The sequence below is a fragment of the Candidatus Kapaibacterium sp. genome (assembly GCA_023957315.1).
Classification (GTDB): Bacteria; Bacteroidota; Ignavibacteria; order Kapaibacteriales; family UBA2268; genus PGYU01.
Window position 1 is genome coordinate 21,418 of record JAMLHE010000003.1, and the last position, 13,591, is coordinate 35,008.

A 13,591-nucleotide genomic window follows, 5' to 3' on the forward strand; every position below is an offset into this window, starting at 1 on the left:
AAATAGCCAACTTTAAAAATAATAAAAAGTGCTAAATGAAGACTATCTTGTAAAAAATATTTATCTTTGAAGTATCATTATTAACAAATTTTTAATAATATCCAAATATGAACTTAGTAGCAATTGTCGGGAGACCGAATGTAGGGAAGTCAACCCTGTTTAACAGATTAACAGGTACGACTAATGCGATAGTCGAGAACACTCCGGGAGTGACTCGAGATAGAATCTATGGCAACTCCGATTGGAACGGAAAAAAATTCCTCGTTATAGATACCGGTGGTTTCATTCCCGGTAGTGAAGATGACATGGAAGCTGCTGTCCGCGAACAAGCGATGATTGCAATTGATGAAGCTGATGTTATTGTCTTTGTGACTGATGCTCGAGACGGTGTCACAGCTTTCGATTTGGACATTGCAAATATTTTGCGAAGTTCAGACAAAAATGTCGTACTTGTAGTCAACAAATGCGATAGTTCAAATCAAGATGATTTATCTTATGAATTTTTCCGATTAGGTTTGGGAGACCCCTTCCCTATTTCAGCCTTGAGCGGGCATAACACAGGCGATTTCTTGGATGTAGTTGCTGACCATTTAAAAGATTTTGACCCGGACGAGGAAGATGCTCGGCTTAAAATTGCCATCGTCGGAAGACCTAATTCAGGGAAATCAAGCCTGACTAATTCATTGCTTGGTTATAATCGTGCTATCGTAACTGATATTCCGGGAACAACACGTGATTCATTTGATACCGTAATGAAGTTTCATGGTGAAGATATTGTCTTAATTGATACTGCAGGTTTGCGAAAACGCAGTCAAGTCAAAGAGAACATCGAAATGTACAGCAATATGCGTACTTCACGTGCAATTCAACGTTGCGATATCGCAGTTGTGCTAATTGATGCTACACGAGGTTTAGAAGACCAGGACAAAAAAATCATTAACCTTGTAAACGAAGAACGAAAAGGTATGATTATAGCATTTAACAAATGGGATTTGGTCGAAAAAGACCACAAGACAGCCGACAAATTGACAACTGACATTCACGAACAAATTCGTACTTTCGATTATATTCCAGTTATGTTTATTTCAGCATTGACTAAGCAAAGGATTGTAAAAATAATCGAATTATCGAAAGAAATTTTTGATAGACGAACCACAAGAATCAAAACTTCTGAACTTAACGACGTTATTTTAGCTGAATTAGAAAAAACTCCACCTCCTGCCTTTCGCGGACATGACTTGAGAATCAATTATATAACGCAAGTAGGCGTTGCACCTCCTTTGTTTGCATTCTTTTGCAACTATCCACAACATATACCCGACTCTTACAAAAGATTCATTGAGCGTAAGATACGGGAGCATTTTGATTTCCGTGGAACACCAATTTCATTTTTATTTAGAAGAAAAAATAAACCGAGAGATGAATAAGCATCTTAAGATATAATTTTAATAAGCCGATTAAACTAATGTTTGGTCGGCTTTTTTTTTGGCTTCATTTCTTAATATACCACTTTCTAACTAACAACCAAATACAGATAAGAACAAAAAAAAGAGGATTGCACTGCAATCCTCTTAAAATTAATACTTAGATACTGAGTTTATTTTACTACAGTAAGTTTAGTTGTCAAGTAAATATCGTTTCCACCTTTCAACACAATACTGTAAGAACCGTTAGCCATGTTGGCAACGTTTACGTTCACTTTGTGTTCGCCGGCATTTTGGAATCCGTTAAATAATGTTTGAATTTCGTTTCCAAGTGCATCATAAACAACAAGACTGATGTTCATACCTTCAGAAACATTGTAAGATACATCAGCAGTAGTTGAAACAGGATTTGGCTGAATCGAATTCAATTCAACTGCACCATAAGTGCCTTGAATTTCAACGAATTTTTCATCACTATAAGTGAATTCACCATTTCTGTCAATCATTTTCAATCTGTAAACATAAGTTTTGCCATATTGTACATCATTGTCAATGAAAGGTCCGTATTGTGCTGATACTGATGATTGACCAATTGCTTTGACTGATTCAATCATATTGAATGAACGACCTGCTTCAGAGAATTCTGATTTTTCGATTTCGAATTTATCTGAATCAATTTCACTTGCAGTTTTCCAAGAAATATCAACTCTCTTACCTGATGGAACGGCTACGAAATCGTAAAGTTCGACAGGAATGATATTTCCACCTTGCATTTCAATAAAATCAAACATTCCGCGCAATACGCTCGATAAATCTTCCCAATGTCGCCAATCCAAACCAGCCAAAATAGTATTATATTTAACCGAAGTTGTGGCGATAACAGCTACTCTTTGACCATCAGCAACATAGAAGTTATTGGCAGGAACATCATTTATATGCGAAGCGTATTTCATACCGATTCTTGATATACCAACACCTGCATTGTCTATTGTAAACAAACCGGCACGGGGGGCATCGTCACCGAAAAATTTAGTAGAAATTACTTTAAATTTAAGATCTCTTCCCAAAATAACACCGTTTACAAATTTACCGTCATAACTTGCACCACTGCCCAATGGATTATTCGGAACTCCGACTTTCGCATTGAGATTGGTTCTAACCCAAGCAGCCATGTCCATGCTTTCATTTCTGACCATTTCCTGACTACCGATAAGTAGATTTTTCTTACTATTGAAAGTACCTGAATTGAGGTAATCTTCAATATTATCTCTGTCGTAACGAGTTAATCTGTAAGTAGCACCATCAATTTGGTCATGTGCATCTACCCATACTAATGAACGATAAATCGTATAATCAATTGACCTTGGTTCCCAAGCACGACGGTCGAAAACGTCAACGTCAATTCTTGGGTCTTCCAATTCAAGATTGATATACCAACCAAGTCTGAAGAATGCAGCCATTATACTGTCAAGATTGAGATTGCCTGCAATTCTGTCAATTGGTGAATCCGAATCAATATTTTGAATATTTTCAGCAGAAACCATCAATTCAATTGGTGATTTTTTGATGTAAAATCTGACTAATTTTTCAATACTATTATTTGCATTATATTCATCAGCAGGGAATGTTACCATAATTTTATATAATGGAGTAACATTTGCTTCCATAGACTTGAATTGGTCAGGTATAACATATCCCGAACCTCTTAATTGTCCGTATGTAGATGGGAAAAATTCAGGGTTATCAGGTGTGTTGATACCATCATCAGTTCTGAAGTCAATTAATAAATCATCAGCAAATAAAAGTTTATCAATAGGTGCAACAATATCAGCACCTTCTTGAATATAAGTTCCTGAAGGTGACTCTCTAAAGATTTTCAAAACTACACTTGAAGCACCAACAGGTAACAAGCCATTGCTTCTGACAATTGCTTTGACACCAACAGGTGATGTTGTCATAATATATTCTGAATCACTGAATGGTAATGGTGGCGTAGCTTTATATCTACCCGGAGCAACAATTGCTGTTACTTCCAAATCCTTTCCAAAAATTCTTCCATCAAATTCTACCGCACCAATGTCATATCTTTCGCCTGCCATACCTCGTAATTTGCCGTCGATATCTCTGGCATTTACTTCAAGGTTTATGCCGCGATTATTTAAAATCGAGCCTCTTGGTACAGGATTGTCATTGATTCTCATTGTGTATGGAGCTAAACCAAAACGTTTGTAATCTAAAGTAAAGTTACCAAATACCGAATAGAAATCTTCACCTGTCCATTGTTGCCATTGCGCGAGGGTAGTAAACTCAGTTTTGTGACCGAATTCGAGTATTCTATTTTCTTCATCTGTTTCGATAAATCTGATTATCGAACCCAATGGAGTATCTATCCAATAAGCATTTCTATCCGAAGTCATGCCACCTTTCTTAGGATGCAGACCATAATAGAATAAAGCTGTAGTAAATGGACTTTCAGAAGATACCTGACTGTCGTCAATACCAATTGCGTTATTCATCAAAACCATACCTTTGGTATTCATAACAGCAATTGCAGCTAATGCACCGGTATTTACTAATCCGTCATCGTTCATGAAGATAGTATTGTTGGTAATTAAGTCATTACGTGAATAATAATCAGCGAATTTTGGAGTTAGATTCAATCCTGACCAATCAACAACATTTGTAACGCGTTGAGTAAACAAACCTAATCCGATAAAATTAGTTGCCGGACTAATTGGTTCAAATCCCCAAACCATATTATTGACAATCAAAATATTTTCATCTTCATTAGGGAATGAGAATTCTTCACCTAAGTCAAAGAAATCTAATCTTGATTGTTCAACTTTGATACCATAAGCAGTACCGGAAGCCTTAATATTGGATATTTCATTACCGGAAAGCTCTAAACCAATGTTATGATATGGGAACAGTGTAGCAGTTCCGTCGCCACCTGCAATTATACCGGCAGCATCATGTGAACAAGCACCGTTTATATTGTAGATTCTGTTTCCGAATACTTCAGTATTTTTTTCATATCCAAGGAAGATACCTGCTCTTGAAACACTTGAAATCGTGTTACTTGTATAGGAGTTATCAAAGTTGTAAAATGGGCTGTAAATGAATCTACCTGCTATTTGCAAAGGTCCGATACCAAGCGAAACAATACCATACCCGAAACGAGTAATTTCATTGTTATGAATCTTAATGTTATGGATTGATATTGTATCCAAATTAAATGGATTAGAACCAAGGGTTCTGTCTATCGGAGGTACGTTACGCACAACAATACCGGCTGAATAGGTACCTAAGGCACTTCTGTCAGCTTCGAATGAAAATTTTGATAAGAATGAACTATATGTTGTCAGAGGAATACGACACAAGTATGACGGTGTTTGATTTATTCCGTCTTCAATCAAGCAGTCCTTGATTGTGATGTTGTGTGCACCTGTTCCGAGATAGAATACAGCTCTAAATTGGCTTGGTGTATTTAAAGTAAATCTGAGCGATTTTTTAACACCACCGTCAAAAGTGATGTATCCTGATGGATTTGCATATCTTTTTACCATTGATTGTGTAACACCCACAATAGGTGCGTTTACATTAGCAGGGATAATATTTTGTGCAATAAAAATACCTATACCGCTTGCAGATGACAAATTGATTGTTACTGCTCCTCTTGCAGATTCGAGAGGATTGACGGTGAAAGTAACAGGATTTTCGGCACTCAATCCGATTATCGTAGATGATAAATCAATTGCCGGGTCATCCATAAGCAGATTACCTTCATAATAATTTTCATCATTCATCCAGAATATCACAGGACCGCTTATACCTTGTTGGTACATGGCGCTAACCGCTTCTGTGATAGTTTTGAAGTTACTGCCTGCTGCTTGAGAAATTGTATAAGTTCCCCGCATACCTGCTGTAACAGCGAAAGAAGTGATTAGTGTGTTGTTACCGGGTACTTCATCTCCGGGAGCATGAATATAAAATGTAACTGTATAATTACCTGTTAATTCAGGTATAAATGAATTGGGCCAAAATACATCAAGCGTATTTACAATACCACTCGGTATATTACCAACCGGAACAGTGTCAACGAAAACTACTTCGCCATTAGGGTCTTTAATTTCAACAGAAGCCCATGTGTCTGAAACATCAGATACACCATTATTTATTAGTTTAACACCCACTCTTACAGGTCTTTGTAAATAGATTTGACCGATAGGAGATAATAATTGACCAACTTGAGCTTCAATTGCATAACCGACTTCAAAAGGCTTAGCGGGGTCACCGTCTCTCGGGAAAACATTGTTAGCCATGAATTTATCTAAATCAAGATTATCAAAGTTAACTCGTACACGGATAGAATATTTCCCAACTTCTGATGGGAAAAAAGCATTCATAGCTAATTCGCGTTCTTCAAGATATTTTATAGGGTTACTTCCCAAATCAAATGGTTTTGCCATAGGATTTCCGACTAACTGACCACTTTCATTATAAATATATGCTGTTGCAGTAAATTTAGTAATATCATCAGCACCTTGATTCTTGACTCTGATTCTTATTGGAACACCACTACCAAATAATTGGTAAATAGAACCCGGTGTATTGATTGGCTCGATGACATTAAGTATAGCTAAGTCACTCGGGAAAGCAACTGTAAATACTGAAGAAACTGTATGGTTGTAAGGAGTACCATCAAGATATTCCAAAATTGCAGTTACTCTGTACTCACCACTTGGCAATTCACTGATATTCGTCATATCCAATGCACCATCGGAAAGTCTTCCTGCAATACCTTTAGCATGTGGCATGAAATATCTGATACCTGTTCCTATAGGTTGTGGATTAGGTACGACTTGCTCACTACTCAAAGCGTCATTTTCATTTACAGCGGTGTAAATTACTTTTTCATCAGGTGTGCCCAATGGACCTATAATGCTATAACGTACAGTAATAGCCTTGTGTTCGGCGGAACGACTTATACGTACAAATGGATGTTGTTCTCCGGTATAAACTTTACCGTTAGCAAGGACAGCATTTTGGTCAGGATAAATACCTGAAATACGCGGTAAAGATGTCAAAGTAAACGAACGACCACTATAGAAATATTTAATAGCATCTTTTGTCAACCATGAATTAACATTTGGGTTACTATTGCCATAGTAAAATGTAGAAGGCTGATATGGAGCATTAGGTTGAATATTGATATAGCGTGTTGTACCTGCGCCTTCAAAATATAAGAACCCATCTTGACCTGTACCACCAAATCCCGAAACTCTATTATAAATGATTTTTACTTCATTTGTTGTTTCGTAGAATTTAATCTGTGCATCTATAAGAGCACCTGAAAAGTCTGTCACAATTCGGAAACCGAGGTGTTCGATAGTCAGAACTCTGAACGGAGCCGCACCGGTAACTTTATAAGACAACATACCTTCCGTAAACAAATCTCTCTTATACCAAGATATGATATTTGTTGTTTGAGGAAAGTTAGGCAAATTAGCCTGAGCGGCATTAATTCTTAGGTAGCCGTCACCATACACGTATAAATTCGATACATTTGTACCGTCATATTGAAAGGTGAATGGCATGGGTATTTGTCTCCATGGGTTATCTCCATTGCCGATTAATACAGGGTCAACAAGGGGTGTCCATATTTCTGCTTCCTCACGGATAGTAGAATTAAGGATCAACTGTGCACTCATTGATGCTACCGATAAGTAAAATATGCTTACCAGCAAGAAACTCTTGAGTATATTGTTTGTTCTCACTACAAACCTCCAAATACAATTAATAATAAATTATTCTATTCAATCTCATAATCCAAGTAAAAAAACATGCCAATCTATCCATTCCGGCAGAATGAATTATCAACATTACACATAAAAAAGCAATTTTCAATAATTTCTTCAACAAATTATACTTTTTCTATCATACAAAATTAATAAAAAAGTAGAAACAAACTAACTTAAAAGTATATTTTCAAAATATTTTTTCATTATCTAATATAATAACATTATTTTAGAATGAGTTGAAATATTTGTAATTGAATAACTTTTTATTCCCTAAAGCATAAATTTCAAGTTCAACATGTTTAGAATAATCAACATATGTGTAATTTTCTTAACACTATCATAATATGGAAACCAGAAAATCAGAAATCACGAATCCTATCAAACATAATGACGATTCAGATAATAAATTAAGACCAGTTTCTTTTGATGACTTTACGGGGCAAAACAAAATTGTCGAAAATCTAAAAGTTTTCATTGCTGCAGCATTGAAGCGTTCTGAACCATTAGACCACGTTTTGCTTACAGGACCTCCAGGGTTGGGCAAGACGACATTAAGTCATATTATTTCCAGAGAAATGAATGCTGAACTCAAAATCACGTCAGGTCCTGTCCTCGAAAAAGCCGGCGATTTAGCCGGATTGTTGACAAACCTTGGTGAAGGTGATGTTTTATTCATAGACGAAATACATAGATTAAGTAATGTAGTCGAAGAATATTTATATTCGGCAATGGAAGATTACAAGATTGATATCATGATAGATTCAGGACCTTCGGCACGCTCTATTCAAATCACAGTGCCACCGTTCACTCTTATTGGAGCGACTACAAGAGCAGGATTGCTAACTTCGCCCCTATTGTCTCGATTTGGGATTGTGAACCGATTAGATTATTACGAACCGAAGGAATTGACAATCGTTGTGCTGCGGAGCGCTCAAATTTTAGATGTACCCATCACCGAAGAAGCCGCATTTGAATTAGCTCGTCGTTCGCGTGGTACTCCGAGAATCGCAAATAGACTGCTCAAAAGAACCCGCGATTTTGCACAAATTTTAGCCGATGGCAAGATTGATTTGAAAATTGCTGAAATATCTCTTGCAAGATTAGACGTTGATGATTTTGGACTTGATGATATGGACAAAAGAATCTTGCTGACTATAATCAATAAATTTGATGGCGGACCGGTCGGACTTAATTCAATTTCAGCAGCAGTTGGCGAAGATTCCGGAGCAATCGAAGAAGTTTATGAGCCATTTTTGATTCAACAAGGATTTTTGCAGAGAACACCCAAAGGTAGAATCGCTACCAAAAGAGCTTACGAACACCTTGAAATCTATAAAAAAAGCGAAGACAATCTTTTCAAATAGTTTATCTCCGCTTTTCAAAAAATGTAAATATTGACTACATAATACCCGGACGCACGATACTTACGATTTCATCAATTGCTTCGTAGGCTTCGTCAATATTTTTGAACAGATTCGGTGCTTGATACTTAGGGTGTGGCAATTTGAGCCTGACATCATACAATGCAGCCTTTATCAAAATACTGCCCCCTTCTATTACAAAAGAACCTGAAATCACCTGTTTGATATTAAGTTTAGTTATAGCTTTCCACATATCAGTAAAGTACTGTGGGTTTGATGGGTCTAAATTGTATTCGGCGAGTGCAATCTCAAGTGAATCTATCGGCACGACCCTGTAGTTTGATTCATCAGGGTCAGCAGCTTTGAGTGCTTGAGTCAACGAGTCTTGCAGGCTATAACACCATACATTATACTCATATTTACCGTCGTTGTTCTGAAAAGGCAGAACAGCTATTCGAGTTTGTGCTAAAGTCGATGATACAGTTAAAACCAACATTATAGCCATAAACGCGAAGGTGGATATCTTTTTCATAGTTTTTCACCTATTATTGTACGTATAAATTATTGACGATTAAATATTCTTTAAGTTTCTCGAAATGTGATATAAGAATTGGTTCCATTTCAGCGGCTTTTTCCCAGTTCTTTTCTTTTGCAAATCCCATAATCTGAATACCCAAATCTCCCACCTCGTTCATACCGAATTGGTAACAAGACCCTTTCAGAGTATGTGCCATTCGGTACAACTCTTCGGATTTCTGTTCATCTATCAATTTTTTGTATTGACTTTTCAAATCGTCAATCCAAGTATCAACAAATTCAGGCAACAATTCTCTAACAAACGGGTCTTCAGGAATATTCAAATTATCCTCCACTTCAATAAGTGTAAATTTAATGGAAATTTTGCTATCAAACAAATTATTTCGTAAAAAAAATTATAATGAAGAAAGCTATAAGCCGAATTCTGTCTTCGATTCTGGAATCGGAGGCAGTCATTTATCTAGAACTAACGTCACCGTCAGCTTCAAGCGGTCTACCCGAATATCGTAATTAAAATCGAGGAAACTTCGACGGCTTACGCCCGATATCCCTATTTGACCTTGCTCCGAGCGGGGTTTACCCGACATTGTAGTCACCTACGATGCCGATAGCTTCTTAGTTCTATCTTTTCACCCTTACCTCCATGACCTCTCTTTCGAGAGCGGATTGGCGGTTATTTTCTGCGGCACTTTCCGTCAACTTTCTCTGATAAATCAAAAATCGTCGCCTTCGCGTTACGAAGCGCCCTGTTTCCCGGAGTTCGGACTTTCCTCATCGTGCATTATGCACAACGCGACTGCCCGCTTTCCCCATTAATATAAATTATGCAATTTCTTCAAATTCAATAACACAATCTTCCGGAACTAACAATCTTCCACAACTTTCACAAAAATACAAAGTATTCAGATTATTTCTAACTTCAACAATAATTTGCGCAGGAATTGCGTTGAAACATCCCGAACAACTGTTTTTTCTAATAAGTACTGCTGCATCGCGGTGCATTATTCTAATTCGTTCATAATCTGAAATGAATTTTTTAGGAATAGTATTCAATACTGTACCTCTTTTTTCTCTCAGTGAGCTGAGCTCTCTGTCTTGGTCTCCAGCCAAACGTTGAACTTCTTCAAATTTGTCATCAAGTTCTTTTTGTGCTTCGTTCATTTCTGCAGTTTGTTGGTTCAGGATGTTCATCAAATTTTCTTCTTTGATTCCTTCTGTACGCATTCTGTCAGCTAACTTTTCGTGCTCAGTTTTAAGATGATTAATTTCGTTAGTTATTGCATCAAACTCTTTGTTGTTCCGAACTTTGAACTGTTGTTGAGTGAGTTTGTCCTCTTTGTCTTTTAGTTCTACCAAGGTTCTTTTAGCCTTCTTGATAAAATCACGAATTTCTTCGACAATAGTTTCGGTTTCGTTTACGAGAAGCTTTTTATCATTCAATTTTGCTTCTTTTTTCTTGATTTGTTCGGGCAAATCACCGTAATCTTCAATTAGTTCATCAAGCCGTTCATCAATTGCGGCAAGTAAAGCGATATTATAGATGTGAGATTCCATCAATCCTAACCATTATTTATTTTTAAATTGTTACTCTGTTTTTCGATGTACTGCGAAGTATTCGGATAATATTTCACAGGATTAGTGTAAGTTTTTGAAAGCTCAAATTCAACATCGTAATCTCTGAAGACTACTTTTAATTGATTATAGAGTGCTTCCGAAACAAATTGTTCTGTCTCGTAATGTCCCGGGTCTATCAACATCATTTTGCCTACAAAGGCATGAAAAGTATGATAACTGATGTCACTTGTGATTAAAACATCAGCCTTAGTTTTTGCCACATCGTTTAAAAATGATGTACCACTACCGCCGATTACTGCAACTTTCTGTACTTCAGAACCATTCCCCATATTGTAACGTAAGGGAGATTTGAAAACTTGACTACATAATTCAACAAAATTTTCTACACTAGTTGGTTTTGGTAATATGCCAACTAATCCCATGCCTTTTTCAGCATAATTTGGGTCAGAAACTATAAATTTTCTGTTCATCAAACCAAGATTATCCGCAATCAATGTGTTTGTACCGTTTTTATGTGAATCAAAATTTGTATGTACCACAAAGTGCATAATGTCGTTCTTAATCAGTTTAGATGCCAGTTTTCCAACCCTTTCGTCATTCGTAATAGCTTGCAAAGGCTTGTAAATCAGCGGATGAAAAGTTAAGATACAGTTTATATCATTTTTGCAAGCTTCGTCAATCACATCATCAGTTAATTCGTAAGCTACTAATATTTTAGAAACTTCCTCAACCGAACTTTGCACCTGCAACCCTATCCTATCCCCATCCATACTGCTATTTGGAGGATAACATTCATCAATTATCGTTATGAAACTTTGATAGTTCATCAAAACTTTTTTCATTTATGCAAATTTTGTTCATGTAAAATTACGAAAGTTATGATTGCTAAACAATTACAATTATCAGTTAATATGAAATATTCCTTACAAATAACTTTGTTTGCTTTACGTTTTATCTTTTGAAACACTTATTGGATGTACAATGACAAAACTATTTTTAGCTACAACTATCATTTTTATTATTTTTCATCAAATCACTTTTTCTCAACAAAAAGGTGGAGAATCGAAATCATTCAATCCGGATTCGGTTATTATTTTTGAATCTCCCCGTCCATTAGTGGAAGCTTTGAAGACTGAAAGTAGTATAAATTATGCTTTGGGTGGTGACCTTTTGATTTCGGATAGCGGATTTGGGATTGGATTTTTTTATCATAGATTTTTGAGCAACAGTACTGTGCTTTTCTCATCATTGTATATTTCAGGTGCTCGAAATTCAGATGAATTTGACAATTACAGTGATACAAATAACACTTGGCATGTACAAAATAAAATCAATCGTTTATTCAGATTCCCCTTGATGTTCGGGGTACAACAATTGGTATTTCAGCAATCTCTCGACGAATCACTCAAGCCATTTGTCACTTTCGGATTGGGACCAACTTTTATACTCGAAAATCCCTACACATACAATAAAGTACCAAATGGCGAAATTATCGGCTGGTTCGAAGCATTTAATTATAGTCAATGGCATACACGAATGGGTGGATTCGTAGGAATAGGAGCATATTTTGGAGATATTTCCAAATCCTTGTTCGGTGTAAATATCAAATATTACTACGTTCCTTTCGGCGACGCAGGATTAGAAAGCGTTGCCGGGCTTCCTATCAAAAATTTCGGAGGCTTGTTTATCTCACTAACTATAGGTAGTACCTATTGAAACACCGGGAATAGTGAACTCTACTTTCGTACCTTCGTTGTTCGAGCTTTCAATAAAAAATGTACCCGAATGAATCTCTACGATTTTCTTAGAAATCATTAAACCAAGCCCTACGCCTTGTTGCTCATAAATTTGTCTTTCGAATTGGATATAAGCTCCTATACTATTGATTTGTTCAGTTGACATTCCCCTTCCCAAATCAATAATTGTGAATTTTACATATCCGTCAACCAATTCGGCATTGATGCTAACTTTAGTCCCTTCATTTGAAAATTTAAAAGCATTATCAATCAATTCATCAACAACTTTGTAAAAACTTTCTGTTGACATTTCGATATATAAATCTGTGAGGTCTGATTCGATTGATAAATCTAACAATCTGTCATATTTAGCAGCAATGTTACTCGCTATATCAATCATTACGGCAAAAGGCTCATCAGTGTGGAATGTTCGCAATAAATCACGTTTTGCCGGATTGCCTGTTATAGCTTCAATCCGTGCATAAATCAAATAGTTCTCAGTGATTTTCAACAAACGTTGGGACGATTGAATGATGTCGTTGGAAATTTCACTTATATCTTCAGCTTCTATTGAAGTGGCATTTGATAGCATATACTTTGCAGAGCCACTGATTTGGTTGAGCACAGTGCGAAATTCGTGGGGTAATGCGCTGCTAATATTTTTGCTGACCTCTTCTACTTTCTGTTGTAGATGTTGCTCCACGATTGAACTTTTTTTCCATTGGGCTTCGATCGCACTAAGCAATTCTTCACGAGTAAATGGTTTGACCAAATAGTCATCGGCACCTTTTTCCATGCCTGCTCGCATGTTTGCCTTGTCTGTAAATGCAGTCAGAAAAATAAATGGCAGAGTTCGTGTGCTTGTGTGCGTTCTCACCCTTTCGAGCACGCCATATCCGTCAAGTCCGGGCATTGATATATCGCACAATATCAAATCAGGTGGAGATTGAATTGCTAATTCAAAACCGGACAATCCATCCGGCGCAGTCAGGATTTCATAACCTTCAAATCCCAAAAGCGTTGAAGTGCTTTCCAAAATAAATTCAGCATCATCTATTACGAGTATCTTTTTCATTTCATCCCCAAATATTTTTACAAAGATAACAAATTAAAATTGTTTATAAATTGTAGATAACGGTTTAAAAATAAAGCCTTCA

9 protein-coding genes and 1 other RNA gene are annotated in these 13,591 nt (G+C 36.5%); 3 read left to right on the forward strand and 7 right to left on the reverse strand.

All coding sequences use genetic code 11. From position 1 onward, the window contains the following. The first annotated feature begins 107 nt into the window (after positions 1 to 107). Entirely contained in the window at positions 108 to 1,427 is a 1,320-nt protein-coding gene (gene der, locus M9949_03535) for a ribosome biogenesis GTPase Der (protein MCO5250477.1), read from the forward strand. Between the two features lie 170 nt (positions 1,428 to 1,597). Here der and M9949_03540 read toward each other — a convergent pair whose 3' ends face one another. Then, positions 1,598 to 7,201: a hypothetical protein gene (locus M9949_03540; protein MCO5250478.1), complete on the reverse strand. Its 5,604-nt coding sequence runs from the start codon at positions 7,199 to 7,201 to the stop codon at positions 1,598 to 1,600. A 368-nt stretch (positions 7,202 to 7,569) separates the two neighbouring features. Here M9949_03540 and ruvB point away from each other — a divergent pair, with 368 nt between their 5' ends. Further along, positions 7,570 to 8,589 carry a Holliday junction branch migration DNA helicase RuvB gene (ruvB, locus tag M9949_03545; protein MCO5250479.1) on the forward strand — a complete coding sequence of 340 codons (1,020 nt, stop codon included), beginning with the start codon at positions 7,570 to 7,572 and terminating at the stop codon, positions 8,587 to 8,589. Positions 8,590 to 8,623: 34 nt separating this feature from the next. Here ruvB and M9949_03550 read toward each other — a convergent pair whose 3' ends face one another. The 5 genes from M9949_03550 to M9949_03570 form a co-directional block, all read right to left on the reverse strand. Further along, a complete protein-coding gene (locus tag M9949_03550) occupies positions 8,624 to 9,118 on the reverse strand; it encodes a hypothetical protein (protein MCO5250480.1) in 495 nt (164 codons plus the stop codon). Positions 9,119 to 9,131: 13 nt separating this feature from the next. After that, a complete protein-coding gene (locus tag M9949_03555) occupies positions 9,132 to 9,500 on the reverse strand; it encodes an Hpt domain-containing protein (protein ID MCO5250481.1) in 369 nt (122 codons plus the stop codon). A gap of 20 nt (positions 9,501 to 9,520) precedes the next feature. Beyond that, positions 9,521 to 9,935: RNase P RNA component class A (gene rnpB, locus M9949_03560), an RNA gene on the reverse strand. Positions 9,936 to 9,945: 10 nt separating this feature from the next. After that, a complete protein-coding gene (locus tag M9949_03565; GenBank protein ID MCO5250482.1) occupies positions 9,946 to 10,677 on the reverse strand; it encodes a C4-type zinc ribbon domain-containing protein in 732 nt (243 codons plus the stop codon). A 5-nt stretch (positions 10,678 to 10,682) separates the two neighbouring features. After that, positions 10,683 to 11,525 carry a Nif3-like dinuclear metal center hexameric protein gene (locus M9949_03570; protein MCO5250483.1) on the reverse strand — a complete coding sequence of 281 codons (843 nt, stop codon included), beginning with the start codon at positions 11,523 to 11,525 and terminating at the stop codon, positions 10,683 to 10,685. 154 nt (positions 11,526 to 11,679) lie between these two features. Here M9949_03570 and M9949_03575 point away from each other — a divergent pair, with 154 nt between their 5' ends. Next, a complete protein-coding gene (locus M9949_03575) occupies positions 11,680 to 12,414 on the forward strand; it encodes a hypothetical protein (protein ID MCO5250484.1) in 735 nt (244 codons plus the stop codon). Here the strand turns inward: M9949_03575 and M9949_03580 are convergent. Beyond that, positions 12,391 to 13,509: a response regulator gene (locus M9949_03580; GenBank protein ID MCO5250485.1), complete on the reverse strand. Its 1,119-nt coding sequence runs from the start codon at positions 13,507 to 13,509 to the stop codon at positions 12,391 to 12,393. The two genes, M9949_03575 and M9949_03580, sit on opposite strands and share 24 nt — an antisense overlap. Positions 13,510 to 13,591 lie beyond the last annotated feature (82 nt).